This is a genomic window from Chryseobacterium indologenes, from assembly GCF_018362995.1.
Taxonomy (GTDB): domain Bacteria; phylum Bacteroidota; class Bacteroidia; order Flavobacteriales; family Weeksellaceae; genus Chryseobacterium; species Chryseobacterium indologenes_G.
The window spans coordinates 1,730,128-1,756,895 of sequence record NZ_CP074372.1 but is presented as its reverse complement, the minus strand read 5'-3'; the positions used below and the strand labels follow the sequence as shown (position 1 = coordinate 1,756,895).

The following is a 26,768-nucleotide window of genomic DNA, read 5'->3' as shown; positions in this document are numbered from 1 at the left end:
TATATCAAACTACGGCTTAGTTTTTCGTGTGAAAGATTATTGATACAACAGCGCAATAGATATATTATTGTTTTTAGAATGTCTAATTTTCCCCCCGCTACCGCACGATTGTATTCTATGGTTTTTTGGAGTCGTAATTACAAATTTCAGAATCCTGAAGGATTTATTTTATAAGTTTTGTTTTAGATTAGCACCACCCGAAAGGTTTCGTACGGTAGCGAGGAGTTAAGAATTTTAAAAAGTTATCAATTTGACTAAATTATTCAAATAAAAAGACTGATTTAAAATCAGTCTTTTTATTATTATTATGCTCGAGATATTGCTACATCAACATAATCAACATTGTTAATCTTAATAATATCTGCTGAAATATTAAAATTCTGTCTGTGTGCTTCTCCCCATTTTAGAAATTTATATAATCTTACATTATTTCTTTCATGATTTAGTTCCAACTCAAAGTGAACTTTCATAACTGTATTATTAACATTAAAATAGTCAATAATACAATCACAAACATCTCTTTTTAATTGATGGTCACATTTATCATCTTCAGGGTCTATTAATGGGAACAAGTGTATAGATACTCTATTATAAATTAAGTCCCTACCAAATGTAACTTGATAGGGAACTTTATAATCTGTTTTTATTGTATAATATTGTGTTCCGTCAAATTCGTCTTTATTAACAAACGGCATTATCTGAAATTGTCTTATAGTTATCAATTGTTTTTTGAATCAATTGCGGTTTTGCTTTAATAGAATCTAAAATTCTATTAATCTTTTCTTGAGTTGGATTGTTATCAATCGTCAACTCTATGTTATTATTCTTCATATAATGAAGAATAAGATCCATATCATTTTTTTTCGTTGACATATCTGTTATTTTTATTTGGTTATTTATACTCTGTTATGTTTGCAAAATTAAACAATTTTTATTCCATTGCAACTTTTTTCATAACAATTTGTAGTCATTTCATGAGTTTTATAGGTTTGTAAAGCATAATTTAATTGTTTATAGGTTTTATCTATCACAAACTTAATTTGCAATTACGACAATACTTGACGCATTAAATTTACTATTTTATTAATTTCTGATAAATCAAATTACAACTTTTGAAATTTGAAATTAAGTGCATAAAATGTTTAACTTGGACTCATTTCCTCTTTGAATCAATCCCAATGGAGAAACTTTATCTTTAAAAAGCTTATTCCCTGAGGTTTCTTTAAATCAATGACTTTATGGTTTTCCGTTAATAACAAAAATGTATTCAAAGTTTATAAATGGATAAATCCCAACTTTCGTCAGGACTTATTTGATAATTTAATATATTTTTTCATATCAAAATCAAAAAGTTCTTGTATTGTAACATTAAGTTCTTTACTTATTATAAGTAGAGTGTCATATCGTGGATTAGTATTACCTCTTTCCAATTCTCCTATTGTCTTTTTTGCATGTCCGGTTCTTAACCCCAGTTCTTCTTGTGAGATAGGCTTATTAGTATCAGGGTTTATAACTTTCTTTCTTAATTCAGAAATTCTATAACCAAGAGCTTTTTTACAGTTATTAAGTTCGATATCATTCATTAACTGTAAAATTCTAAGATTAGGTTTAAAATTTAGGATACTTATAAGTATCCTTTTTATTTTTTTTATTACATTTATAAAAAAATACAAACATGAAAAAGACAAGCACACATTTTGAACCTCAGCTTTGGAAAAGCGGTAAGAAGCGCTCCGGGTTACAGCTTATAGAGAACTTTTACCAGTTCAATGATCTGGCAGCCTCTAAAGAGAAGCTAAACAGCATTATGAGTTACGCCCTAAAGCGAAATAGTTGGATCAATGAAGATCCGTCGGTAGTTTTTCAGTTTCATCAGGCGGTGCGCTCGTTTGTGCGTGCGTGCTACCTCATCCATTTAGAAGGAAAGAAATGGGTTGCAGATCCTCCGTTGGAAAATCCTTCTCCATGGGTTCTCGGCTTGCTTTCGGAGAAAGAATACCAAAATCCAGTGTTGGTTTTTAAAAAAGCATTCAAAGAATACAGCGTCAAAGAGTTTGATTATTTTATGTCCGGGATGGTCTATTTCTCAATGGGCATGTATGAAAATCTGCCGGAAAGAAATATCATCAATCCATATATTCATCTGATAAAAATGCTGGATGCGGGGCATCTTATGCTGGAAAGGAGAGGGAGGTAGGAGCGGGAAGCTGGAAGAAGGAAGAAGGAAGATAGTTTGAGCCATAAGTGGCGGATGGTTGGTATGGCAACATCTGTATTTCAAACGCTGTCATTCTGAATGAAATGAAATGTAATGAAGAATCTCAAGTATTTCAGAGAGATTCTTCCTTCGTCAGAATGACAGTGATAAGCTAAGGATTTAACGCAAAGGTTTACTACTATTGTTATCCTATTACAAGGGAGCAAGGATGGAATCAATTTCATTGATTTTTCTAAGCGAATGCATAGCCATACGGCTTTATCCGCGACTTTGTCGCACTCTTGGTTTTCCTGAAATGGTTCATAATACATGAAAAAATCCAGAAAGCACTTTCTGGATTTTGTATTATGGTGTTGGAGATTTATTTCAGGACTTTTTCGTAGATCTCATTCAGTAGGTTTTGTCTCATTTTAGAATTTCTTTGGTTTAAAAGGATAATTATACCCCATTTTTTTGCTCTGTTGTAACAGATTATGGAAGATTGACCCATAGAATCGCCAGACTTCAGATAAATGGTATTCTGATCATCTGTGCTAATGGTAAGACCTAGTCCCATTTCTCTTTTTTCATCTTTATAGTAAAGCTTTTCTGTGAGCAGTGCGGCCTCAGATATTGGATTTCCACTGTTAAGAACTGCTTTCAGGTAGGTGAGCATATCCGAGGCATTAGATTTTACCAATCCTGCAGACGCTGTAATGTTCCACTTGAAAAATTCCTGAACACCGCCATTGGGATTGTAGCCCGCTGTGATGTTTTTCACATTGAAATCTTTTGTCAAAGTGTTGGTCATCTGTAGAGGTATGATTATTTTTTCACGGATTATTTCATCATAGCTTTTACCGTACACTTTTTCCAGTATTTGTCCCAGCAGTGTATAGCCAATGGTAGAATAGCGGTATTTACCATAATCAATGAGTTCATTGCAGTTGTTGACAATGGAAGTCAGTGTTTTTTCTGTGACATTACTTACCGGCTGTTGCGGATTTAATTCTATCAGTTTGGCGAAATCTATATCCGGCAGACCAGACTGGTGAGAGGCCAGATCTGAAATTCTGATTTTGTTTTTGAGGTTTTTCTGTAAAATATAAGCTTTAGGCAGATAATTGTCAATATAATCTTCCGGTTTTAGCTTGTTCTCAATAACGGCCTGGGCAATTAAATTTGAAGTCAGAATTTTAGTTATAGAAGCAATTTCAAATATGGAATTCTTGTTAATATCAACAGAACTTTCTTTGCTAAGTTTTCCATAAGCCGTATAATATTCTTCATCATTACTGATAAATCCAACACTGATGGCAACGTCCGGATTCTTTTGATAATTGTCTTTGATGATGGAATCTATTTTTTTGGAAATGTTCTGTCCAAAAGTAAAAGTACTCATTAGTAAAAGTACTGCTAAAAGAGTGAATGAAGTTTTCATTGTATCGTTATTTTAATAGTTAAAAATGATTTCGATACAAAGATGTGGAAGTGCTCAGATCTACGCGACCGAATAAAAGTATTCGGCCTCATTGGTCTGAAAAAATACGTTCGGATAATGTGAGAAGTGAGTACGAGTAATTACAAGGTGTTGTTTTGTAATGAGTTGCGATACTCTGTCGGTGTGTTCCCTGTATGCTTTTTAAAAGCAGTATTGAATGAAGATTTTGAATTGAAACCAACTTCGTACAGGATTTCAAGAATGGTTACTTTACTTTTTGTAGTATCTTTTAGAATATTCATGGCATGCTCAATACGATAGGTATTTACAAAATCGTAAAAATGCTGTCCCAATTGATGGTTGATAAGAACAGATAACTCACGAACGGGAATTTCGAGCTCTTTTGAAATATCCTGTATGGTTAAAGAAGGATTAAGAAACGGTTTTTCTTCCATCATGAATTCCTTCAGCTTCAGTAATTCTTCATTGTGTATATTTTCATTGACAGCCTCGGAAGTATCATTTTCTTCTTCGGAAATCAGATCCGAAGCAAGCTTTAATTTGGAATCAATATTTCTAAAAAGGTCTGGATTATTCAGTGCTTTGTACAGATACCAGCACACAATAAAAAGCTGAAGGACCAATGCTCCTATCTTTATCCATTCTGAGAGGTAAGGATAATCCGAAAACTTGAAAATATTCTTCAAAAGAGCAATGGAATATAAAATGGTAAGCACCACCGTAAACTGGAACAGCCAGTTGTAGGAATTGACATGGGTGCCGGCATTATTTTCAAGGTAGAGTTTTTTAGCCTTTCTTAAAAGCAGAAATACAGCAGTAAAATAAACAATCACCTGAATATGAAACAGGATATGGTTGAATTGAAGCTCTGCCATGTGCTGATGATTGACAAGAAAATCAACTTTAGAAGCAGTATCTACAGCGTAAAAACGGGGAAGCAAAATAGCATTCACAACTAAAAAGGGAAGAAGATGAACGAGGTATTTTGGTCTGAGTTTAAAGTCAGAATAACAAACAGACAGCACATACAGATAGAAAACAGGAATCTGTAAAAACGCAAATGTATTTCTCAGCATTCCCAGATTGGAAGGACCGTCAGAAACTGAATTCAATAAAGGCTCACTCACATCTATGGCAGTGAGAATAAGGAAAAAAGCAAAAAGACGATTACTGGTTTTGTGTTCTGTTTTGACTGTAAGTAGAAAAAATACAAGAAAGCATGAAACGAACAATGAGATTATCGTTACGATACTTAATAAATTCATTTTATCCATTCATAATGCTTTATGTTCTGTATTTTGATCCGGCTTTTGCTTTCGTAAATATAATTATTTAAAAAACATAAGCTGGCAGGTTTCAAAAAAGGAACAGAATATTTGTTTGTGCGTTTTAAAAAATGGAAGTGAAGAGGTTGGGAGCTGGAAGAGGGAAGCAGAAAGTTACTTTGAGGGGTATTGATGGATGATCTATGAGATTCTTCCTTCGTCAGAATGACAATTTCCCGTCAGAAATTGAAACAGGAGATTGAGCGTAGCCAATGACAAAAACGAAAGTTATTATCCCTTAAAAAGACAAACAGCTATTTTTATAACTATCATAACTTCCAGCCTCCAGCTTTCCGCTTCAAAACTAAAAAAGCCTCTCAAGATCATTGAAAGGCTTTTTTATTATTTTAAAATCTGCTGATCAAAGAGGATATGGTCATCTTCATCAAAACTTATGATCAGTACTTTATATTGTTTAGCGCTGTCGTTATTGAAGAATTTAATTCTTGGCGGAACGTAATCGCTGTCAAATAAATTCGGGTTCCAGTAAAGGGTTTCTCTGGTATCATTTTCAATTTTTTCCGGAGCATCATCATCTATCATTTCAATAGGAAACTCTGAAGGTTTATCATATCCTTTGATGATGGCTGAGTTGTTCTTTGGAACTTCTTTTTCATTGGTTTTAGATTTCATATTGCCCTTCATGGTGTAGATGGCTACGGCATCACCTATTAACCCTGATCCTTTGATAATTTTTACCATCGCAATATTATTGACGGGAAGGGATGAAATCATGGAGCCATCAGTAAGTACCTCATCTAAATATAGCTTGGCCTGCTGGCCTCTGATGTATGGTACGTTTACTCCTGAATTATTTCTTTGAAGTGTTAAACCTGCTGCTTTTCCCTGCAGCCAGTCTAATATATTAGTATATGCTGTGGCATGCTGATCTTCATTAACAAAGTCAAATACAGTAGAATTTACAGAATTGAACATTCCGCTGGAAAGCTGTTTATCCAATTCCTGTTTCGGATCTTTCTTTTTTCCTACTAATGCTACTTCCTGAATCTGGATATCATTACTCTCTTTCTTTCTGATGTTTTTTTGAGTATTGATGGCTCTGGCAATTGCAGGAGGAAGGGTTTTGCTTTTAGCAGATTTTACCAATGTATATTTTGTACCCGGGAAATTACCTTTAAATTCTGAAGGATTTACCAGTGGTTCCACGGTAACGAATAAATTATCAGTACTTGACTCTTTATTTTCTGAATTGACAAATAATGAAACATTCACAGGTTCATCATTGTTGAGATTATTTAAATAAACATAGCCGCTTTGATCTGTTTTAAATTGATTAAAGGCAGGTTGATTTTTGCCTAACTGCAATACTAAATTTACAGTAGAGTTGATCAGCAGAGCATTGTTTTTAATAGGTTTTACTCTGTAAGAAAGATATTGCTGAGATTGGGTTTTAATGGTGGGAGCGGTTCCGCTGAGTACGGAATTCCAGTCGAATCTCTTCCAGTTTTCAGAAATAAGAAGTGCATCTAAAGCTTCAGTATTGGCATTTTTAGAAAAATATTGTGCCGGGCTGTCTATTTTTGAAGTAAAATCCCCCGTTAACCAAAGCGCGCTCAGAATATTTTCTTCATCAGGAGTTTGGGTGCCATCATCTTCACTTACCATAACAGTATAATTTTTGAAATAAGACTCCGGAGAAAGATCAATGCTGTTGAAAGACCTTGGAGTTTGTTTTAAGCTCTGCGCTATGATTTCTGCTTTTTCAATCTTTAAATCGCCGGGTTTTATAAAGCAAAGTCTTTGGGCCACAGGATTGTCCTGCTCATCAAAAACGACCAGTTGCAAAACACCATTCGCTCCGTTGCTGATTTTTGTAGGAATAAGACTTGATGCTTCATTCGTTAAATGATTGATATTCGCTCTGTAAGCAAGGTGATTATTGATGAGTCCGACAATTTTATATCCCTGAAGCTGCTGTTTTAGGTTAACGCCTTTTAAGGAATACTTAATTCCTTCCTTAGAGCTGTGAACTTCTACATTCAGACCGCTGTCTGCAGCCTGAGGTAAATCTATTGTCTGGCTTTTTCCTGCATTATCCTGAATGACAGCCTGGTATTTTTTTCCTGATGCAGGGGTTATTGTAAAGGAAGCAACATTTTTATCAAAAGATTTAAATGTAGTGACGGGTGTTTTTGGATTTTGTACATCAATTACTTTTCCGGTCCAGTTTTCCGGTAAAGAAGAATTGCTAGACAATCTTACCGCAAATTTTGTAGGCATCCCGTTAATGAAAGTTCCGCCTTCCGGAAAGGCTTTTGCAGACCAGTCAGAATTTTTAGTAATCACTAATGATTCTGTGGAGTTAGGGTTGTAAACCGGAAGGGTTTTAACAATCTGAAAATCTTCGTTAAAATTGGTCATGTAAGGCGTATAAGCTCTCACAAAATAAACCTGCTCGGGAAGGTCTTCTTTCAGCTGAAAATCTCCGCTGCCTTCACCATTGGTAAGAAGTACCGTTTTCCAGTCTATTAATTTTTTATCAGAATTGTACAATTCTACAAATAGAGTAGTGGATAGTGCAGAACGGTTATATCCGTCAAATACAAAGCTTTTGAACCAGATTTTGTCACCGGCGGCATATTGTGATTTGTCGGTAAGCAGGTATACTTTCTCTTGTTCATAATTATCCTCAAGATTGGTAATTGCTTTTTCCAGTTTGGTTTGTGCGAGCACAGGTGTTACCATTGAAATAAGCAAAACACAGAATATATTTTTCATAAAAATCTCAGCGCATTTTAATTCTGGGCTAATTTAGTCATTTAAAGACTTCGGAAAAGGTTAAAAACTTATAATTATCCAATTTAAAAAGCATTTCTTTCAGATTTTGATGTACAGGTTTTTAACAGCAATACTGGCGCAGTTTTCTCGGAAAAAGATTCCGTTAAAACACTCTGATTTAAAAAAAGTATTCGGGAAAGGTTCCGTATTTTATCAATAAAATAAGATGTGGTACATCAAAACCGTAAATAAATCTTATCTTTAATTAGATGAATTGGAGAAGCTTATAGGTATTCGGAAAGTAATTCCGGTGTCGGCAAGATAGTTGTACTCAATGATCCACCAAAACAAAATGTAAACTATGAATGTACAGTTAAAACAGGATTGTCATTTTAAAGATGATGGTGCCGATAATTTCGGTTCGGACGTTTTAAAAGGCCTGTCCGCTCATCCGAAAAAATTATCTTCAAAATATTTTTACGACAAAGCAGGCGACCGTCTTTTCCAGCAGATTATGGCCATGCCGGAATATTATCTTACCAATTGTGAGCTGGATATATTTCAGAATAAAACAGAGGAGCTTGCAAAAGCAATTTCCAATATCAATGAATCTTTTGATCTCATAGAATTAGGAGCAGGTGATGCAATGAAATCATCTTATCTTCTTAGGCATTTAGTGGAGAAAGGAACCGATTTCACCTATATGCCTATCGATATTTCAGGAAATATTCTTTCTGTTTTGCAGGAAAACCTGAAGAAAAAACTGCCTGAACTGGAAATTTTACCGTTGGAAGGAGAGTATTTTGATATGCTTGATAAAGCCACCGGGATTTCAAAAAGGAAAAAAGTAGTCCTTTTCTTAGGCGGGAATATAGGAAATATGGAAAGTGAGGAAGCCAGACATTTCTGCAGTGAAGTGAAAAGAAAACTGAATACCGGAGATTTATTTCTTGTAGGTTTTGACCTGAAGAAAAACCCGAAAACCATTCTTGCGGCTTACAACGATCCTGCTGGAATTACCGCTTCGTTCAATCTTAATCTTCTGACAAGAATCAACCGCGAACTTAAAGCTGACTTCAAGTTGGAAAATTTTCAGCACTATCAAAATTATGACCCTGTTTCAGGAGCCTGCAGGAGTTTTCTGGTAAGTCTTTGTGATCAGGAAGTTCATGTGGGAAACCATTTGTTTCAATTTAAAAAAGATGAGCTGATTGATATGGAAATTTCTCAGAAATTTTCTGAACAGGACATCAAAAAACTGGCTGGAGACTCGGGGTTTCATATCCTTGTTGAGATTAAAGATACTAAAAACTGGTTTGTAGATTCTATCTGGATGGTATAATTTAAAATGATTTTTTATGAAAAAAGATGCATTACTTGTAAAAGCAAATCCTCATAAAAACTGGACAAAAAGTTACTCTGAAATCCGAAATCATTCCGTTGAGATTTGCAGTCCTTTGGAAATTGAAGACTATGTGGTTCAGCCTGTAGTGGATGTGAGTCCTCCGAAATGGCATCTGGGACACACCACCTGGTTTTTTGAAACCTTTATTTTACAGCCCAATTTTCCGGGTTATGAAGTTTTTGATCCTCAGTATAATTTTGTCTTCAACAGCTATTACGAAACCATCGGTGCCCGTGTTATCCGTACTGACAGAGGAAATCTTAGCCGCCCGTCTGTTTCGGATGTTTTTAAATACCGGGAATATGTAGATCAGAAGATGAATGAATTTCTTCAGAACGGATATCTTACAGAATCACTGGAAGCTCTGCTGGAATTAGGTTTAAACCACGAACAGCAGCATCAGGAATTATTATTGACAGATATCAAATATATTTTAGGACACAATCCTTTATTTCCTCCTTACAAAAAAGAAAATATTTCAAAAAACGAAACTGACTTAAACTCAGAAATGATCAGCTTTTCAGAAGGAGTTTATGAAATAGGTTTTAAAGGGGAAGGTTTCTGTTTTGATAATGAGCTCGGAAGACACAAAGTATACCTGAATGATTTTAAAATTTGCAGTCAGTTAGTGACCAATAAAGAATATTTAGAATTTATTCAAGCCGGAGGCTACGAAGATTTCAGACACTGGCATGCAGAAGGCTGGGATTGGGTGAAGCAGAATAATGCAAAATCCCCTTTATACTGGCATTTTATTGATGGAAAATGGATGAATTATACTTTACACGGTTTACAGGAAATTAATCTGGAAGAAGCGGTCTGCCATATCAGTTTTTTTGAAGCTTCCGCATTTGCTTCGTGGAAAGGGAAACGCCTGCCCACCGAAGCGGAATGGGAAGTTGCATCAGAATATTTTGAATGGGGAAAACGCTGGGAATGGACCAATTCTGCTTATCTTCCGTATCCGGGATATAAAAAAGAAGCAGGAGCTGTGGGAGAATATAACGGGAAATTTATGGTGAATCAAATGGTGCTTCGTGGTGCTTCAGTGGCCACTCCGCCCGGGCACAGCAGAAATACGTACCGTAATTTTTTTCAGACTCATTTACAGTGGCAGTTTACCGGAATCAGACTTGCACAATAATTTTGCCTATGATTACAGTTGAATCGGTTTCAAAAAGTTTTAACGGAAAAAAAGCGGTTGATGCTATTTCTTTTCAGGCCAATGATAAAGAAATTCTGGTGCTTTTAGGAACAAGCGGCTGCGGAAAAACAACCATGCTGAAAATGATCAACCGTCTCATTGAAGTAGATTCCGGAACTATTTTGATTGATGGTAAAAATATTCAGTCACAAAAAGTGGAAGAGGTACGTATGGGAATCGGATTTGTCATGCAGCATTCCGGATTGTTTCCCCATTACACCATACAACAGAACATAGCAGTCATTCCCGATTTGCTGAAATGGGATAAAAAAAAGACAGTCAGAAGAACTCTTGAATTATTGCACAAACTTCATCTTTCAGAAGAGATACTTACACGGTTTCCAAACGAATTAAGCGGTGGACAGCAGCAAAGAGTAGGAATTGCCAGGGCTCTGATTGCGGATTCACCTGTTTTGTTGATGGACGAACCATTCGGAGCGCTGGATAATATTACCAAAACCGATATTCATGCAGAATTCAAATCTTTGGAAGAGCTTAAAAATAAAACAATTATTCTGGTTACCCACGATGTTCAGGAAGCATTCGATTTAGGCCATAAAATCTGCCTGATGGATCAGGGGAAAATTATTCAGACAGGAACTCCGAAAGAAATGCTGTATCAGCCCAACAATGATTTCGTTAAAAATTTCTTTGCCAAAAACAGGCTTTTACTGGAATATAAAGTGGCCAAACTGAAAGATATGTCTTCTCTGATTGAAGGAAGCCGCTTCTATGAAGAACTTCAGTTTTCAGAAAACTCAAGTGTATGGGATGCGTTGCAGCAGTTGAGTGCGGATACTTCGCTTTCCGAAGATTACGAAAATCTGGTGAAGGCTTTTAATGAATACCGAAAATTCCAGACTGTATGAGTGAGCAGAGTTTTTGGCAGTTTATCACAGAGCAGCATGAGAAACTTCTTACCCAGGTTGTACAGCATCTGGGGCTTACTTTTTTGTCTCTGTTTCTGGCGATCATGATTGGAGTGCCTTTAGGAATTCTCATTGCCCGAAAGACAAAATTGTCAGGTTCTGTTTTGGGAATTGCAGGAATTTTACAGACTATTCCCAGTATTGCGCTGCTTGGTTTTATGATTCCTGCTTTCGGGATCGGGGCAACTCCGGCTATTGTTGCATTGCTGATCTACGCGCTTTTACCTATCATCAGGAATACGTATACCGGAATTACGGAAGTAGATCCGGCGGTAACTGAGGCTGCAAAAGCAATGGGGATGAACAGAAGACAGTTGCTTTTCAAAGTTCAGCTTCCTTTGGCAATGCCAGTCATTATTGCGGGAATCAGAACAGCAGCGGTTATCAATGTTGGGGTGGCTACTTTAGCTTCATTTGTGGCGGCAGGAGGTTTGGGTGAGTTTATTTTTGGCGGAATTTCTCTCAATAATACCAATATGATTCTGGCCGGTGCAATTCCGGCAGCGTTATTGGCTGTTCTTTTGGATCAGACCATCGCCGTTTTACAGAAATTAAGTTATCAGTCTATAAAGAAATTAAAATATATTGTCCCGGTTGTATTGGTGATTATTGGGGCTATTTATCTTTTTGCTTCGGCTTCAAACCAGAAGCTTAAGGCAGGCTTTACACCTGAATTTATGGGACGGCAGGACGGTGATCTGGGGCTTCGTTCGGTATACGGGCTTGATGCACATCCACTGGTGGTAAGTGATGCCATCATGTACAAAGCAGCCTACGAAAAAGAATTGGACCTCATCAGCGGATACTCTACAGACGGGAGGATCAAGGCTTTTGATTTATATGTTCTGGAGGATGACAAGAAGATTTTTCCTCCTTATTTTGCTGCTCCGGTGATCAAAACAAAAACTCTGGAAAAGTTTCCTGAACTGGAAAAAACACTGAACCTTTTAGCAGGGAAGTTCAATGATTCAATCATGACAGATCTGAATTATAAAGCCGATTATCTTAAACAGACTCCTGAGAAAATTGCTAAAGACTTTTTAATAAGAACGAACTTGTATAAAGATCCACGCAAAGGAAATTCACAAACCATAAAAATCGGGTCAAAAATTTTTGGTGAACAGTATATTCTTGCCGAAATTTACAAAATGCTCATCGAAGGCTATACCGATTATAAAGTGGAAACAAAAACAGGACTTGGCGGAACGAAAATCTGCTTTGATGCTCTGATGAATGATGCAATTGATTTTTATCCCGAATATACAGGAACCGGACTGCTGGTTTTGCTAAAACCTTCGGCAAAAACGATAGAAGAAGTCTCTAAGATCCCGGAAAAAACATTGGATTATGTCAATCTGGAATTTCAGAAACAGTACGGAATTGAATGGCTGAAACCACTTGGTTTTAATAATGCGTATGCTTTGATGATGCGAAGGAAACAGGCGAATGAACTTAATATTAAAAATATTTCAGACCTGAAGAATTATCTGGATTCAAATTAATGACCTTACACATGAAGTACAATTTCGACGAAATCATAGAACGAAGAGGAAGTCATTCCGTAAAATGGGACTGGGCAAAGGCTGATATCTTACCTATGTGGGTTGCTGATATGGATTTTAAAACCGCTCCGGAAGTGGTTCAGGCTATCTCTGAGAAGGTTTCTCATGGTATTTTCGGATATGGCACTATTCCTGAAAATTTTCATCAGTCTGTTATCGATTGGTGGCAAACAAATCATCATTTTACGATAGAAAAAGAGTGGCTTTTGCCTGCAACAGGCGTTCTTCCGTCACTTTCGGTCATCATTCGTACTTTTGTGAAGCCTGATGAAAATATTATTTTGCAGACTCCTGTTTACAATCATTTTTTTACCATTTTAGAAAATTACGGATGTCATATTGTTTGCAATGATCTGAAATATGAGGCCGGAAATTACACAATTGATTTTGATGATCTTGAAAAGAAAGCTTCTGATCCGAAAACAAGACTTCTGTTGTTCTGTAATCCGCATAATCCGGTGGGGAAAGTCTGGACAAGAGAAGATCTGGAGAAAGTAGCTGACATTTGTTCACGGAATAACGTGATGGTGGTTTCTGATGAAATTCATTCTGATTTGATTTTTAATAACCGTCAGCATATTCCTTTTGTTTCAATAGCTCAGGATTATGAACTTCAGTCGGTAACGTGTGGTTCGCCGTGTAAGACTTTTAATTTTTCAGGGCTGCCGATATCGTATCTGATCTCCAGGAACAAAAATATATTGGAGCAGACCCGGAAAATGCTGGAACTTCAGGAAAACAGCTATCCTAATCCAATTGCCATGGAAGCGTTGATTGCAGCTTACACAAAAGGACATGAGTGGATGGCTGAACTGAAAGACTATCTGTATAAGAATTTTATATTTCTGAGAAACTTTTGTAGTGAATATCTGCCTGAAATCAAAGTGATTCCTTTGGAGGCAACATATCTGGTTTGGCTGGATTGCCGTTCATTCGGTAAAACTTCTGATGAGCTGTCAAAAATTCTTCTGATGGATGGTAAGGTTTGGCTTAATTCGGGAACCATGTATGGTGGAAATGGGGAAGGTTTCCTGAGGATCAATATCGGATGTCCGAGGCAGCTTCTGATGGAAGGTCTGGAACGGCTAAAAAAAGCTTTGAAGGCCTGAAACAGGAACAGAATTACTAGATAGAGGGTATTTTGCTGATTTGTTATATTGGAACAGAAAACTCTCTTTCACTAAATACCTTTTCATTACAATATATGAAAATGCGAAATATTCCTGTATTGGGAATCTGGATAGACAGTATCTCTGTTTATGTGAATGACAAGAAAGCAAAGTAGCGACTGAAAAAGATATGCTCTTTTCAGACAACTCATCACTACTTCTGAAAATAAATAGTTGCTAATCAGATATCAAAATCAGAGCAGAAATAATCTGCTCTGGTTGTATTTTTTACTTATTGATAAATGCTTTCTAAAAATAACATATACCTTCCGGGCTGAAATTCCCCATATGAAAACAAATAGATCACATCATTCTTTTTCAGATAATGAACTTCTAATCCCTCTTTAGATAGATATTTTTCAATGAAACTGCTTCTTACATTAAATTCACTTTCTCTGACGATGGTATCAAAACTTTCATCATCTATTTCTTTTTTTAAATCTCTTAACGGACTGTTGTAAAAATCAATCAATTTAATTTTTTGATTCTCTATTTCAAAAATTTCTTTTAGGCATTCTTGTTCATCGCCATCAAATAATTTTTGTCTGGTTATTTCGTTTTTTTTATCATGCGAATTTGTCATTGTATAATCATCTTTGTCTAAGGATTCTTCAAAATTTGAGTGTTTTAGTCAATATTGAAAGACGCCATATTTGATTTTTCACCAAGATATTCTATTTGAAAATAATAGGTTTCATCTTGTTTGACATTAAAATTAGCTCCTTTAAAATCGAGAAAAAGGTCATTCTCTATTTCTTCAAGTTTCGCTTTTAATATAAGCTGAGCAGATTCTCCTGTTTCAATTGAAGTTAGATTGGTAACATCATCTATAGGAATCATATAGCTTACTCCTTTATGTGATCTATCCTTATTTTTATCATATAAATGAACTGTTTCTCTTACAAGCCCACCCGTATTATTAGACAGGTTTAGCTTTAATGTCTCTTCAGATATATTGGAAATATTTACATAGAACAAGAAAGATTCTCCATCCTTTTCTATCTCTGCGTTTATTTTAATCATATTGATTTTTAATTACTAATTCTATATGGTATTCTATTTTTTTAATTTCCCAGTAACCGATAATCCTTTCGTGTGGTTTAATCTTATAAATCAAATATTTTAAAAACAAAAATATGCTTAAAAATGCTTAAAAAAATTATCATGTAAATTACAGCAGCAAAACTCATCTTTGAAAAATAAAAGCCACACAATATAATCGAGTGGCAGTGGGTGAATCTAAATTTTATTTAATCTAACCGATATTTGTCATCTTCCTTTGGCGGGAGAGGGTATTTTAGATAGTCTAACGAATACTTTTCTTTTTGAGATAGCTCGTTTTGTATTTCTCCAAGTCGAAGTGTATATTTAAAAATTAATTCTTTACTAGTGTCCTTAAAATCAATTTCTACAAAAGGTACACCTTCTTTATATTCTGCATATGCACAAATTTGTGTATTGTTTTGATTATTAAACCAATGAGTAAATTGTATTACTGCAATGTCTGCATAAAAAGCGCTGCCTATTTTCATTATTTCATATTTTTAATTCCGTCAACCAAATTTATTTTTACATTTGGAAACATTTTGCTGAAATCTTGAATTACTCCCTGGCAAGAAATGCAATAAGGTAATTCTGATGCAATTGTAATTTCCCCTTTAATATTTGTATATATTTTTCCTTTTTTCGCGCCTAGATTATTAGCAATTTTACTTAATTCAACGTATTCAGTATCAAATTCTCTACTCCAGGCATCAGGAGTATTTATATTTCCATTCTTATCAACTTTATATGTTTCAAATATCTCTTCTCCTTCGTATTTATTGCCACTTACTACAACATCAGAAGAATTAAATTTAAGCCCATCTATTTCTCCTTCAATATAAGCTAAATTTCTTTTCTCAAATCTTCCGGTTTCTAAAGCAAGCTCCTCGCCTGAAAGTTGTTTTTTTAAATTATATTTTTTATTCTCCCGAAACTCTTTGAATGTTCTTTTTGCTTTTGTGTAATCACGGCTAAAGCCTCTATAAATGTTTTGGTCTTCAACTAATTTAGAAGGTACTTTATCTGTTTCTTCCAGTAAATTCTTCACCTTTACAAGGTCATTATCTGCCATTGCTTTTTCAAGCTCGATAGCCAGCTTGTCATCTTTGGCTAAAGTTTTTGCCTTTTCAAAGGTATTTTTAACCACAAGCAATTGCTCAGGGGTTAATCCTGTCTCGCTTATGAGTTTGGTTAGTTTGAGTTCAGCTACAAAACTATCAAATGTAACAATTCCTTTCCGAATAGCAAATACTGCTCTGGCTAATAATTCGCCTGTTTGTGCCAAACCTGGTATTGTTGCGTAAGTAAGTTGTTTTGCTTTTACAAAGCCAGCCAGTATTTTTTGCTGTTGGGCTTGTATTTTAGCCTGTTTAATAATATTTTCCCTTACTTTTCTTTCAAGACCCTCGATTTTAAGTAGATCACTTTCTAAAGTGGCTAATGCTTTTGTAGCATCGTCGGCATCATTAAATGTTTTGGCCGCCACAGAAATAGGTTTAGCTGATCTTAGTATTTTTGCTAATGATCCTGCATCTAACGCAGCACCTGCAATGGCGAGTACCAGCCAAGCCAAACTTGGATCGTTACCTTGCAGCACCTGTCCGACTTGTATTGAGGCATCATATAGACTTTGGTTTAAGTTATAGTCATGAATCTCCTGTTTTACATAATATGTACTAATTGCTAAAGTACCTCCGCTGGCTAAAATAGCTAATAAAAATGGAGTAGCTTGCCCTAAGGATACAATGGAAAGAATGATACCTCCGGCTATAAGAATAATATTTTTTATAAGTTCATATTTCGCTTCCTGCCGTACTTTATCTTGTATGACTTTCACAGCATTTTTATTGCTGGAAATACCTGCCTGTTGTATAGAAATAGGAATAAGTTCTCCTAAATCCCAAATGAAATCTAAATCTTCATCTATTATATTTTCTTCAGCTTCATTTATTTTTTCCAACTGTGTTATAATGCTGTTTTTTAAATCAGATATAATTTGTTCGTCGGTTTTTAAATCAAAATTTTCCCAATCAGGAGCCCATTCTTGCTTTTCGGCTTTCATCCCTTTATTGTTGAAATCATCACCTATTGATAAAATAGGAATAGCTCTGTAAATTTCATTTCTGGCAGAGTATTTTCTTTCAATTCCTGATGCTTTATTTACTTTTTGATCATGAATGTCTGTTGCATAAGGATCCCTGCCAACAGCATCGTATGCTTCTTGATATAGCTTTTGCTGCTCTTTAAAACTAGGCAGGCTAGCTTGTATAGCAGCCATTTGTTTTTTATAAGCTTCTATACCGGATTTAAGTTCCTGTAATTTATTTTTATGTTCTCCATATGGCAGCCAAATACCATGTCTCTCTGCCTCTGTAAGAATTAATTTTCTGTTAATTTGAAGCATATAAAGAGCCATTTCTTTTCCGAATTTTTCAAACTCTTCAATTAATATGTCTTGTGCTTCGCTATTTTTAGGGGTTTTCTCTAAAATCGCAGCTGCTTTTTTGCCTTTTGGAGATAGTTCAGGTGCTTTTAATGATTTTAGTTTGTTTTTTAGTGCTATATATTCACTATCCTCTGTAATTTTACTGTATTCGTTGGTTAAAAATTTGTTAAGCTCTTCTCTGTTAATTTCCTTTTCATCTTTTTTATCTTTACCATTGTCTACAATTCCTAATAATTTTTGCTTTAAAGCTTCTCTGGCAGATTCGTTTTTTGGTGCTCCAAAGAAAAGATTATCAAGATATTTCTCAAGGGGTACATTTACATTTGTTGGTGTTCCTGCTTTAATCTCTCTTGCAAAGTTTATTCTACCGTCTTCACCCCAGCGTTCAGCTACTTTTATTGCATTCTCTTTACTACCACCATATACAGCCTGATAATAAATAGCGTATCCTTCAATTGTATTTCCTTTTGGGATGTTTGTAGTGGGAATGAAGCTGACGATTAAGCAATAATCAAGTGCGTGTTCAGGGTTACATTTTTTTAATTTTATAGGATCTTTGCCTGTTTGGAAAGATGATTGGAAAAATTCTTGACTTTCAAGCTTAGATTCTGAACGAGATGCAGGTTCAGATGTCCCTTTATTGCTTTTGTCCGATTCTGTTTTTTTATTTGGTAATGGGGCATTTTTGATTGTTTCCCTTTCATCTGAATTTTTTGTTCCCTCATTCATTTTCAACAAAGTTTTCTTATCAAAGATTCCAGAGCGTGTAATTCCGTTATTGCTTTGAAAGTTGATGAGTGCAAGCCTTGTTTTATCGTCAAAATAAGCTTTGTTCTCGGATACTGTATGCCCTAACTTTTCAAGTGCATTATTAAGTGCTGCTACATGCTGCCCTTTATCAAATAATTGAATAACAGATCCATTTTTTTCTATTTTACTGAATGCCCTGTTTTTAAAAGGATCATATGTTATTTGGGTAACTTCTGTTTTTGCGAGAGATATTTTGTTGTCTTGATCGATGATCTGCTCTTGTTGTTCTTTATCCTCTTTATTATTGTTTTTTTGCTTATCGGACCTGCCGGACCTGGGCGCAAATGTTTTTTTGTGTCTGCTCATGGTATTGGTTATTAGATGAGTTTTTTATTTTGCTGTGCTAAGGGGTTTGTACATATGGACTGAGACGGGATTGATTTTTTCCAAAAGCCTTTTCGTTTTCTATCATTAGATAAGTGCTTATTAATGAATAGGTAATAGAAGTTTCGTTACGGTCATGCAATGCCATAGCAACATTTTTCATAATGTTTCGGATGTTAGCACCGGTATAAGCGTACTCTTTGGTTAAATGTTTTAAAAGTTCCTCACTTTCAAAAGTTATATTTTGGGGTAAATAATGCTCCCAAAGGGCTTTTCTTGTTGTTTCTGTAGGTCGTATTACATTGACAGAGAAATCAATACGGCGCTTGAAAGCATCGTCCATATTGTTTTCAAAATTGGAAGCAAGAATTGTTAATCCGTCAAATTTTTCTATTCGCTGCAATAAATATGAAACTTCCTGATTGGCGTAGCGGTCATGAGCATCTTTTACATCAGAACGTTTTCCAAACAAGGCGTCAGCTTCGTCAAAAAACAGCATACAGTTTTTACCCTGCAGTCTGTTGAATAGCACTTCAAGATTTTTCTCAGTTTCACCAATATATTTGCTCACTACCTGGGAAAGATCCACATGATACATATCAATACCATATGCATTGGCAAGAATACCGGCCAGCATTGTTTTTCCTGTTCCCGGTGTCCCGTAGAATAAAGCAATGAAACCAGGTTTGAAGCTATGTTCACTGGTTTTGAAAAAGCCGTTTTCCAATGCTTTAATATAATGTCCGATGGGTTTTATCTGTTCCCTCACATTATCTTCCAAAATAATATCTTCCATGGTGAGATCAGATTTGTAAAGCCTGCCCGGAAAGTAAGAACCATGATCCAGTTGTGGCTTTTGACCTGATAAAAAATAATTGAGATAAGCGGTATCCAATTCAATTTTTCCATGAATAAATTCTGTTGAAGAACGGTTGTAAATAATGTCATTTTTCAAAAGGACACTGCCATTGATGAGTTGTGCTCCATACTGTGACCACAGCGATACATCTTTACCTGCCAGCAAGAAAAGTGCGGTTTGGAAAGTTGGTTTAAAACTGCGGCTGATTTTATCATATTCACCACCTGCCTCAATAGCAAATGCATTGCTGCTTTCTTCTATCTGTACAAATGTTTTCAGGATGGACGGATAATGAGCGGAAGCAATTCCCAGCGCTAAGATTATTCTGTCCACAACAGTAAGCTGATGGATGTTTACCGTAACCGAATAAGGAGATTGGTCGTCTGATTTTGGAGGTTCAGGTATTTCATAACCAGCATTTAATTCTGTCTCATCTTCCAGAAATAATTCTTTGCATCGCTTTTCAATAAGGGATTGCAGCCATTTCATTTCTTCATTTAAAGAATGATGGTTTACAGTATTGGCTTGAAATAAGGGATTGACTATTTCTGTTTTTTCATTAATTTTTGTTTTTATTAATGATGGGTCTTCATGGCTAATAGGAGATTTCATAAGCTTATTTTGAATTAATAGGGTTGCAGTGAGGGGATTGCTGATGTAAAATCAGCAACTTTAGAGATTGGGAAAGTTTCAGAATATTAGAAAATGTAACCTGTTATTACCAGTTCACAAATATGAATTTTTTCTGCCACGGCAGCTTGACAAGACCAATGCCCCAGGAAAGCTTTTCCAGAAGAATATCTTGTGTTTTTCGTTCTACAGTAAGCGTGTAATCAGCGTCAGTGATAACTAATTTCCCGGGCCGTTGGAAAAACTCGTTCTGTAATAATGCTGCAGATGATTTTTTCATGGGAGCCCAGTTGTGCTGCACACTTTCTATAACATTTTTAGCCTGCTTTTTATGCTTACGTGAAAGTTTAACATGTCTGTTAATCGTTTGATGCATTGGAATATTACACAGGAATTTTTCAAAAATCATGTCGTATTCAGGAGCATTTGTTTTTCCGGTAGCAATATAATGCAATAGATGGGCACACAATTCCGGATCCGTCAGTTGCTGAGTTTTTGAGTCAATGAGCTTACAATGTTCAAAGAAGGTTCTGATAAATGGATGGATCAAAATAAGCCCTGCATTCTGAATATAGTGCCCTTCATCCTGGATTACATTTTCCTGAATTATTTCATTTTTTTCCTGAATGGTTTCTATTGAATTTTTCACATTTTCAGGCTGATCGGCTGTATTCGTTGTGAGGCTTTCTGAAATTTCGTTTTCTGTAATAAAAGGGAATATCTTAACTAGTGTTTTCCTGTTTTGATGATTGCTTTTTGTTATTGATAAGTCAATCTGTTTTTTTGTTGAAATTTCTTGTAAAAGATATTCCCTGAGATGGTTATCAGATCTATCCAAATACTCCGATATTACATGAAAGACCAATCGCCATATTGCAATTCTATCCGTATGATCCAACTTCGATAGATAACGTATTGTATCGGTTTCCAGGTGGATATTCAATTCCTTATTTTTCAAAATTGCCATGCATAACTGTGCAATTTGTTCATTGGAAAGCTGATTGATTATTCGGTTCTGGACATTTTCTTTTGATAAGGCAGGTATAATGCTTTTTTGAAAGTTTCCTGTCGAAATAATGTGATCAAAAACCGTTGATTCCAAAATAGCCATGCTGTCGCTCCCCGAATTCCACCAAGGCATAGTTCCTTTTTCTAAAAAATAGATAAAAGCTTTGAGCATCTTTTCCTGATCATCTACCAGATATGCTTTAATATCATTTTCTGTTTCCTGAGAAGAAGTTTCAATGGGTTTGGTAATTTCTGACAGTTCTTTTTTAAAGAGTTCGGCTATTTTATCTTTTAACTCAATATTTAATGCGCTGCTTTTTACATCCACATTTAATTCTAAACGTGGAATCTGCAGGGTATGACCGGCTAATTTATACTCTAAAGCCCTGATATGGTTTTCTATTTCCGGAAAAACATCAATAGATAAAAAGCTATTAATATCATCTTTTATACTCAAGGCTTTTGCTTTGTTGTTTACGGTAATTTCAACAAAAACTTTCTGAATGATATGATTTTGCTTCACATTAAATAGGTTTACATTATAAAATATCGGGAATTGTCAAATAGTTTTACTTCTGGTCGAACTCTCCACCCCAGAAACCTGCAGGACAAAGACTAAATCTGGATCTCTGCTTAGCACTCAATCTGCATCCGCAGCCTCTTATAAATCCATCTTTTGGACCGTCTATTACTTCCAGTGTATCTGGATTAAGCCATTTCATTGCGTTGCAATTATTGCCGTTTTTTAAAGGACATGCATTACAGATTTCTTCCCTTAAAGAGAAAATAGCTTCTTCATTTTGATTGGCCGCACCCAATTTTGAGCGTAGTTCGTTAAAATGGCCTTCAATGATTTCATTGCGCTTGCTGAAAAGATTTTTAATATTCATATGATTAAAGTTTTTAAAATTATTGGGTCAAAATTAGAAAGAAGAGATCCTATTTTGCGAATGATAAGACCGCTCTATTCTGTCTTTGCAGTAAAAGAGAAAATTATTTCCTGATGATGCAGGTTTACAGTTTTTAGAAATTGTTGATACAAAAAACCGGATTCTCTTAATCAGAAAAGCATATCGTTTTTTTTGGAGATTGATACTTTGGACAATCAATTTCAGTCTTTGATTATTTACAATTCAGAAAATCCAGGACCAATAAAAATGACCAATTAATTAATGGACAATTTTATGTTGAAATACGATGATTTTTGAAAACAGAATGATACTCAATTAACGGACGAAAATTGAGTCATAATTCGGAAAGTGAAATCTAAGGACTAAAATTTAATTTTTCAATATTGTTTTTAATGTGATTATTTTCAACTATTTAACTGTCTTGTTTTTGATTTTTTTCTATGAGAATGAAAATCCTATTTACTGCAAAGACTGTATTGAGGACCCAAAATATTTGTCTTTTGAGGGGGTGTGATTGTATGTTTGCACCATAATAATTAAGAACAGAAATTATGATTAATAAAGTATTAACAGTTTTAAAAAATCAGCTAAATGCTCCGGATGGTTTATGGGATCCCAATGTTCCTGGCGAAATCGAAATCGCGGTTGTTGATGACATTGCAAAACAAGATGAGAACGCTGAAGGAATTATTAACAAAGTAGTAATCAGTCTGCTCAATATCGAGGAAGAATCGACATTGAAAAACAGATCAAGGTATCAGCAGGTTGTGGTAGACAACAATCCAGTCCGATACGATAAGGAAAGTACTCCGGCTTACTTAAACTTATATGTGATGATTGCTGCCAACAGAAGTACGTACAGCAAATCGTTACTAAGTATTTCAAAAGTTATTGAGGTATTTCAGGCAAAAAATGTTCTGGAATATGTGGATACTAAACCTGAAAATAACTTCAGTTTCAGAATTGAACTGCACTCTATTCCTTTTGAACAGCTAAGTTACGTCTGGGGATTATTAGGCGGAAAAATAATGCCTTCTGCTTTATATAAAATCAGTGTGATAAAAATTGCGGCTAAGGATGTGGTTCCTGTTACATTAATTAATGACGTTAATATAAAAAGTATTAAAGTTGATTAATCATAAAAGCAAAAACTAAAACTAAAAACTAATAACCCTTTAAATTTTTAAACATGTTAAATTCAGCAACACCAGGTGTTTCTGTTGAAGAAATTACAAAACTTCCATACTCAGTTGCCTATATAGACACAGCTATGCCAGCATTTATTGGGTATACTGAATTCCTTCCTGCCGGGTATAATGAGCCCTTCAGAATCAGTTCTCTTTTAGAATATGAACAGTATTTCGGAAAAGCAAAAAAAGAAAATATCCAGTTAAAAGATGTAGAAGGCCAGGGAACAACTATTGTGGCACCTCAGGTACAGTTTTTAATGTACTATTCACTGCAGATGTATTTTGCCAATGGCGGCGGACCATGTTATATCATCTCCGTAGGGGATTATACCTCAGCAGAAGTACAATTATCCTCATTGGAAGCAGGACTCAATAAAATTGATCATAAAAATATTAAAGAACCGGTTCTGATTATTTTCCCTGATGCTATTTCGTTAACCAATGAATCTGAGTTTTATGATATTTATAACCAGGCCATTGATAAAGCTAAGGATGAGACGAAAAACAGATTTGTTATACTGGACACTTATTACGGCAATTCCGTTACCAGGTCAAACAATCTTACCACTATTGAAGCTTTTAGAAATAATGTAAACCCAACCAATCACGGGGCAGCTTACTTTCCTCACTTAAAAACCATTTTGAATTATACTTTTGATGAAACTCAAACTCCTATAATACATACCGGTTTACAAAAGGCCGGACAGGACAGTACTCTTTTTTATGCAGGTGAGACCGCTGCTTTGGATGAACTAAAAAGTATGGCAAGTGCTGAGATTTCAACCGGATCTGCCGATGCTTACGTCCTTGCCGATTTATTAGATCAGGCTATTGCGATAGCAGAAGAAGTGAATGAAAATGCTGATGCAGGTGATAAAAAAAATGCTTTAACAGCAGCAATTGCTGAGGCAAAAATTGTGTTAGAAGCTATTTATGATGGAATAATAGATGATTTTATGGTCCCTGATAATTCAGATGAAAACACACCTGATTTCACTGGAGAGTTTACGGCATTAAAAACTGCAATTCTCGAGGTAAAAGACGAAAAAGGGGATGCAGACGGGATAACGCTTAAAAATTTAGAATCCTCTAATTCTGCACTATATAATCAGGTAAAAAAAGAAATACAGTCATTGAAAGTTGTTTTACCGCCATCATCAGCTATAGCGGGAGCATACGGCAGAGTAGACAGTGTAAGAGGAGTGTGGAAAGCTCCGGCAAATGTCAATATCAGCAATGTCCTTGCTCCGACAGAAAAAATTTCCGATCAGGAACAGGCTGCTTTAAACATAGATCCTTTTGGAAAATCAATCAATGCGATCAGAACTTTTACAGGAAAAGGAACCTTAATCTGGGGAGCCAGAACCCTTGAAGGAAAAGATAAAAATAGTGAAGGGAAAGATAACGAATGGAAGTATGTACATGTACGCCGCTATCATAATATGATCAGACAGGCGATAACAGAAGCACTCGACAGGTTTATTAATGAGCTTAATATTCCTCACACATGGTTACGGGCAAAAACAATGTTGGAAAACTTTCTTAACCAGCAATGGATGGAGGGTGCATTGGCAGGCAGTACTCCGAAAGAAGCTTACGAAGTAACAGTTAAAGGAGTAGAAGGCACTACTATAATGAATGTAGACCTTAAAATCGCATTAGTGCGTCCTGCAGAGTTTATTGTGCTCAACTTCTCACATAAATTGCAACAATTCTAAACCATAAAATCAATAAATCAATCACGAATAAATACCCGAAGTTCTACTTCGAGGAATAATTAATATTAACGTAAAATTTTTTTAAAATGAATTACAAAACCCCTGGAGTTTACGTGGAGGAACAAGGAAAATTTCCCCCTTCCGTAGCGCAAGTTGAAACGGCTATCCCTGCTTTTATTGGGTATACAGCGGATGGACCGAAAAATAAACCAACGAGAATTGCTTCGATGTTGGAGTATGAACAACTTTTTGGAAAAGCAAATCCGGAAATCTTCGCTGTAGCTTTCAAAGATGGTGTTGCAACAGCCACACAACCCAAAATAAGCGATTTTAAAATGTATTATGCTATGCAAATGTATTTTGCGAATGGCGGTGGGGCTTGCTATATTGTTTCGGTTGGAGGTTACAATGATGAGGTAACTGTTGGAACTTCTACAACAGAAGCCGGAACTTTATTATATGGTCTTGAATTACTAAAAAAAGAAGACGAACCTACTCTTATCGTTTTCCCGGATCTTCAAGGTTTGGTTGCTACTGCTGCTGAAGTTATTGCGGCAGACAATGCTTTACAAGCTTCCATGGATAATAGGAATGTAGCTGTTGCTGCTGAAGCTGCTGCTAAAGCCGTTTCAAATGCTGTTGACGGTGCCGATGTAGCTGCTGCTGTAGCTGCTGCCGTAGCTAAAGCAGCTGATTATGAAGTTACCAATCCTGAAAATCTTAGCGAAGTTGCTGCTGTTAAGGCTGCTCAAGATGTTGTAGCCGCGGTTAAAGTAGCTGCTGCTGTTGCCAATACTACTGTTCCTGCTGTTAAAGCTGCTGCTAAAGTTGTTGCAGATGCTTATACTGAAGATCTTGCTACTGCTAACATTATTTCTGGTTTTGCTTCTGAAAATGCCGATAATGTTTCTGATGCTAACATAGATTCTTTTATTACTGAGGCCTATTCTGTATACAATAGTGCTTTGAATCAAGCAGAATCTATGAAAGACAGATTCGTTATCATGGATGTTCTTGGCAATGATACTATTTTTAGAAAAGAAGTAAAAGCTAAAGGTTTAAATTATGGAGCGGCTTATTATCCAAAATTAAAAACGGTTTTGAGTTATGATTTTAATGAAGCTGATGTTTTAGTTACGGGCGCAGCTGGTATCAAAAATTTAGCAGAATTGAAATTAAAAAATTCTGAACTGTATAACCAGGCTAAAACAGCAATAGCGTCTCAACAGGTGGTATTAGCACCATCATCAGCTATTGCCGGAGTTTATGCCAAAGTAGACAGTACTTCCGGAGTATGGAAATCACCAGCTAATTTAGGGCTTAGTCTGGTAGATGTACCGGCAGTAAAAATCTCCAATAAAGAACAGGAGTTGCTTAATGTAGATGCTACATCAGGAAAATCAATCAACGCGATCAGAACTTTTGCAGGAAAAGGAACATTAGTTTGGGGCGCAAGAACATTAGACGGAAACAGTAACGAATGGAGATATGTATCTGTACGCCGTTTCTTCAACATGGTAGAAGAATCTGTGAAGAAAGCTACAGAACGTTTTGTCTTTGAACCGAATACTGCCAATACATGGACCCGTGTCCAGGCAATGATCGAAAACTATCTTGACCAGCAGTGGAGAGACGGCGCATTAGCAGGAAGCAAGCCTGAAGAAGCTTATTACGTAAGCGTTGGTTTGCACAAAACAATGTCGGCTCAGGATATTTTAGAAGGAAGAATGAATATCGAGATCGGTATGGCTGCAGTACGTCCTGCTGAATTTATCGTACTCAATTTTTCACACAAATTACAGGAAGCATAAAATCAATTAAATAACAATAAAATTA

General features: G+C 35.7%; 22 protein-coding genes. 9 read left to right on the top strand and 13 right to left on the bottom strand.

The window, feature by feature from the left end:
- Positions 1-305 precede the first annotated feature (305 nt).
- The 3 genes from DYR29_RS07930 to DYR29_RS07920 form a co-directional block, all read right to left on the bottom strand.
- Positions 306-695 (bottom strand): hypothetical protein, encoded by a 390-nt coding sequence (locus DYR29_RS07930; protein WP_213280025.1) that lies wholly within the window; start codon positions 693-695, stop codon positions 306-308.
- Complete coding sequence (locus tag DYR29_RS07925; RefSeq protein WP_213280024.1) at positions 682-873, bottom strand: hypothetical protein; 192 nt, start codon at positions 871-873, stop codon at positions 682-684. The genes DYR29_RS07930 and DYR29_RS07925 overlap by 14 nt, the downstream gene beginning before the upstream one ends.
- A 428-nt stretch (positions 874-1,301) precedes the next feature.
- Positions 1,302-1,583: a helix-turn-helix domain-containing protein gene (locus DYR29_RS07920; RefSeq protein ID WP_213280023.1), complete on the bottom strand. Its 282-nt coding sequence runs from the start codon at positions 1,581-1,583 to the stop codon at positions 1,302-1,304.
- A gap of 92 nt (positions 1,584-1,675) precedes the next feature.
- Here DYR29_RS07920 and DYR29_RS07915 point away from each other — a divergent pair, with 92 nt between their 5' ends.
- A complete protein-coding gene (locus DYR29_RS07915; RefSeq protein WP_213280022.1) occupies positions 1,676-2,197 on the top strand; it encodes a hypothetical protein in 522 nt (173 codons plus the stop codon).
- Positions 2,198-2,579: 382 nt separating this feature from the next.
- Here DYR29_RS07915 and DYR29_RS07910 read toward each other — a convergent pair whose 3' ends face one another.
- The 3 genes from DYR29_RS07910 to DYR29_RS07900 all read right to left on the bottom strand — a co-directional run bounded on the left by DYR29_RS07910 (position 2,580) and on the right by DYR29_RS07900 (position 7,723).
- Complete coding sequence (locus DYR29_RS07910) at positions 2,580-3,638, bottom strand: serine hydrolase domain-containing protein (RefSeq protein ID WP_213280021.1); 1,059 nt, start codon at positions 3,636-3,638, stop codon at positions 2,580-2,582.
- A 140-nt stretch (positions 3,639-3,778) separates the two neighbouring features.
- A complete protein-coding gene (locus tag DYR29_RS07905) occupies positions 3,779-4,933 on the bottom strand; it encodes a helix-turn-helix domain-containing protein (RefSeq protein WP_213280020.1) in 1,155 nt (384 codons plus the stop codon).
- 393 nt (positions 4,934-5,326) lie between these two features.
- On the bottom strand, positions 5,327-7,723 hold the full coding sequence (locus DYR29_RS07900) for a hypothetical protein (RefSeq protein ID WP_213280019.1): 2,397 nt from the start codon (positions 7,721-7,723) through the stop codon (positions 5,327-5,329).
- A gap of 361 nt (positions 7,724-8,084) precedes the next feature.
- Here DYR29_RS07900 and egtD point away from each other — a divergent pair, with 361 nt between their 5' ends.
- Genes egtD through DYR29_RS07875 form a run of 5 tightly spaced genes read left to right on the top strand, consistent with a single transcriptional unit; the run spans position 8,085 to position 13,932 of the window.
- Positions 8,085-9,065 carry an L-histidine N(alpha)-methyltransferase gene (gene egtD, locus DYR29_RS07895; protein WP_213280018.1) on the top strand — a complete coding sequence of 327 codons (981 nt, stop codon included), beginning with the start codon at positions 8,085-8,087 and terminating at the stop codon, positions 9,063-9,065.
- Positions 9,066-9,081: 16 nt separating this feature from the next.
- Positions 9,082-10,272 (top strand): ergothioneine biosynthesis protein EgtB, encoded by a 1,191-nt coding sequence (egtB, locus tag DYR29_RS07890; RefSeq protein WP_213280017.1) that lies wholly within the window; start codon positions 9,082-9,084, stop codon positions 10,270-10,272.
- Between the two features lie 8 nt (positions 10,273-10,280).
- The gene (locus DYR29_RS07885) at positions 10,281-11,201 is read left to right on the top strand and encodes an ABC transporter ATP-binding protein (RefSeq protein WP_213280016.1); all 921 of its coding nucleotides are present in this window, start codon (positions 10,281-10,283) and stop codon (positions 11,199-11,201) included.
- Positions 11,198-12,763, top strand: a complete 1,566-nt coding sequence (locus DYR29_RS07880) for an ABC transporter permease/substrate-binding protein (RefSeq protein WP_213280015.1) — start codon at positions 11,198-11,200, stop codon at positions 12,761-12,763. The genes DYR29_RS07885 and DYR29_RS07880 overlap by 4 nt, the downstream gene beginning before the upstream one ends.
- An 11-nt stretch (positions 12,764-12,774) precedes the next feature.
- Positions 12,775-13,932 (top strand): MalY/PatB family protein, encoded by a 1,158-nt coding sequence (locus DYR29_RS07875; protein ID WP_213280014.1) that lies wholly within the window; start codon positions 12,775-12,777, stop codon positions 13,930-13,932.
- A 292-nt stretch (positions 13,933-14,224) separates the two neighbouring features.
- Here DYR29_RS07875 and DYR29_RS07870 read toward each other — a convergent pair whose 3' ends face one another.
- The 7 genes from DYR29_RS07870 to DYR29_RS07840 form a co-directional block, all read right to left on the bottom strand.
- Positions 14,225-14,575, bottom strand: a complete 351-nt coding sequence (locus tag DYR29_RS07870; protein WP_213280013.1) for a hypothetical protein — start codon at positions 14,573-14,575, stop codon at positions 14,225-14,227.
- A 44-nt stretch (positions 14,576-14,619) separates the two neighbouring features.
- Positions 14,620-15,015 (bottom strand): hypothetical protein, encoded by a 396-nt coding sequence (locus tag DYR29_RS07865; protein WP_213280012.1) that lies wholly within the window; start codon positions 15,013-15,015, stop codon positions 14,620-14,622.
- Between the two features lie 227 nt (positions 15,016-15,242).
- Positions 15,243-15,524 carry a hypothetical protein gene (locus tag DYR29_RS07860; RefSeq protein ID WP_213280011.1) on the bottom strand — a complete coding sequence of 94 codons (282 nt, stop codon included), beginning with the start codon at positions 15,522-15,524 and terminating at the stop codon, positions 15,243-15,245.
- Entirely contained in the window at positions 15,524-18,598 is a 3,075-nt protein-coding gene (locus DYR29_RS07855; protein ID WP_213280010.1) for a deaminase domain-containing protein, read from the bottom strand. The genes DYR29_RS07860 and DYR29_RS07855 overlap by 1 nt, the downstream gene beginning before the upstream one ends.
- Before the next feature lie 37 nt (positions 18,599-18,635).
- The gene (locus tag DYR29_RS07850) at positions 18,636-20,087 is read right to left on the bottom strand and encodes an ATP-binding protein (RefSeq protein WP_213280009.1); all 1,452 of its coding nucleotides are present in this window, start codon (positions 20,085-20,087) and stop codon (positions 18,636-18,638) included.
- A 106-nt stretch (positions 20,088-20,193) separates the two neighbouring features.
- Positions 20,194-21,636 (bottom strand): contractile injection system tape measure protein, encoded by a 1,443-nt coding sequence (locus DYR29_RS07845; RefSeq protein WP_213280008.1) that lies wholly within the window; start codon positions 21,634-21,636, stop codon positions 20,194-20,196.
- A gap of 46 nt (positions 21,637-21,682) precedes the next feature.
- Positions 21,683-22,003 (bottom strand): hypothetical protein, encoded by a 321-nt coding sequence (locus tag DYR29_RS07840; protein WP_213280007.1) that lies wholly within the window; start codon positions 22,001-22,003, stop codon positions 21,683-21,685.
- Between the two features lie 572 nt (positions 22,004-22,575).
- On the opposite strand from DYR29_RS07840, the gene DYR29_RS07835 reads away from it, so the two are divergent.
- The 3 genes from DYR29_RS07835 (at position 22,576) to DYR29_RS07825 (ending at position 26,743) form a co-directional block, all read left to right on the top strand.
- On the top strand, positions 22,576-23,160 hold the full coding sequence (locus tag DYR29_RS07835; protein WP_052186277.1) for a DUF4255 domain-containing protein: 585 nt from the start codon (positions 22,576-22,578) through the stop codon (positions 23,158-23,160).
- 53 nt (positions 23,161-23,213) lie between these two features.
- Positions 23,214-24,932: a phage tail sheath family protein gene (locus DYR29_RS07830; protein WP_213280006.1), complete on the top strand. Its 1,719-nt coding sequence runs from the start codon at positions 23,214-23,216 to the stop codon at positions 24,930-24,932.
- A gap of 86 nt (positions 24,933-25,018) precedes the next feature.
- Positions 25,019-26,743, top strand: coding sequence for a phage tail sheath family protein (locus DYR29_RS07825; RefSeq protein ID WP_249413650.1), 1,725 nt, complete (start codon positions 25,019-25,021; stop codon positions 26,741-26,743).
- Positions 26,744-26,768 lie beyond the last annotated feature (25 nt).

Bases quoted from the DNA above. Each gene is read 5' to 3' on its own strand.
- DYR29_RS07930 (WP_213280025.1), bottom strand. From the start codon at position 695: ATGCCGTTTGTTAATAAAGACGAATTTGACGGAACACAATATTATACA.
- DYR29_RS07925 (WP_213280024.1), bottom strand. From the start codon at position 873: ATGTCAACGAAAAAAAATGATATGGATCTTATTCTTCATTATATGAAG.
- DYR29_RS07920 (WP_213280023.1), bottom strand. From the start codon at position 1,583: ATGAATGATATCGAACTTAATAACTGTAAAAAAGCTCTTGGTTATAGA.
- DYR29_RS07915 (WP_213280022.1), top strand. From the start codon at position 1,676: ATGAAAAAGACAAGCACACATTTTGAACCTCAGCTTTGGAAAAGCGGT.
- DYR29_RS07910 (WP_213280021.1), bottom strand. From the start codon at position 3,638: ATGAAAACTTCATTCACTCTTTTAGCAGTACTTTTACTAATGAGTACT.
- DYR29_RS07905 (WP_213280020.1), bottom strand. From the start codon at position 4,933: ATGGATAAAATGAATTTATTAAGTATCGTAACGATAATCTCATTGTTC.
- DYR29_RS07900 (WP_213280019.1), bottom strand. From the start codon at position 7,723: ATGAAAAATATATTCTGTGTTTTGCTTATTTCAATGGTAACACCTGTG.
- egtD (WP_213280018.1), top strand. From the start codon at position 8,085: ATGAATGTACAGTTAAAACAGGATTGTCATTTTAAAGATGATGGTGCC.
- egtB (WP_213280017.1), top strand. From the start codon at position 9,082: ATGAAAAAAGATGCATTACTTGTAAAAGCAAATCCTCATAAAAACTGG.
- DYR29_RS07885 (WP_213280016.1), top strand. From the start codon at position 10,281: ATGATTACAGTTGAATCGGTTTCAAAAAGTTTTAACGGAAAAAAAGCG.
- DYR29_RS07880 (WP_213280015.1), top strand. From the start codon at position 11,198: ATGAGTGAGCAGAGTTTTTGGCAGTTTATCACAGAGCAGCATGAGAAA.
- DYR29_RS07875 (WP_213280014.1), top strand. From the start codon at position 12,775: ATGAAGTACAATTTCGACGAAATCATAGAACGAAGAGGAAGTCATTCC.
- DYR29_RS07870 (WP_213280013.1), bottom strand. From the start codon at position 14,575: ATGACAAATTCGCATGATAAAAAAAACGAAATAACCAGACAAAAATTA.
- DYR29_RS07865 (WP_213280012.1), bottom strand. From the start codon at position 15,015: ATGATTAAAATAAACGCAGAGATAGAAAAGGATGGAGAATCTTTCTTG.
- DYR29_RS07860 (WP_213280011.1), bottom strand. From the start codon at position 15,524: ATGAAAATAGGCAGCGCTTTTTATGCAGACATTGCAGTAATACAATTT.
- DYR29_RS07855 (WP_213280010.1), bottom strand. From the start codon at position 18,598: ATGAGCAGACACAAAAAAACATTTGCGCCCAGGTCCGGCAGGTCCGAT.
- DYR29_RS07850 (WP_213280009.1), bottom strand. From the start codon at position 20,087: ATGAAATCTCCTATTAGCCATGAAGACCCATCATTAATAAAAACAAAA.
- DYR29_RS07840 (WP_213280007.1), bottom strand. From the start codon at position 22,003: ATGAATATTAAAAATCTTTTCAGCAAGCGCAATGAAATCATTGAAGGC.
- DYR29_RS07835 (WP_052186277.1), top strand. From the start codon at position 22,576: ATGATTAATAAAGTATTAACAGTTTTAAAAAATCAGCTAAATGCTCCG.
- DYR29_RS07830 (WP_213280006.1), top strand. From the start codon at position 23,214: ATGTTAAATTCAGCAACACCAGGTGTTTCTGTTGAAGAAATTACAAAA.
- DYR29_RS07825 (WP_249413650.1), top strand. From the start codon at position 25,019: ATGAATTACAAAACCCCTGGAGTTTACGTGGAGGAACAAGGAAAATTT.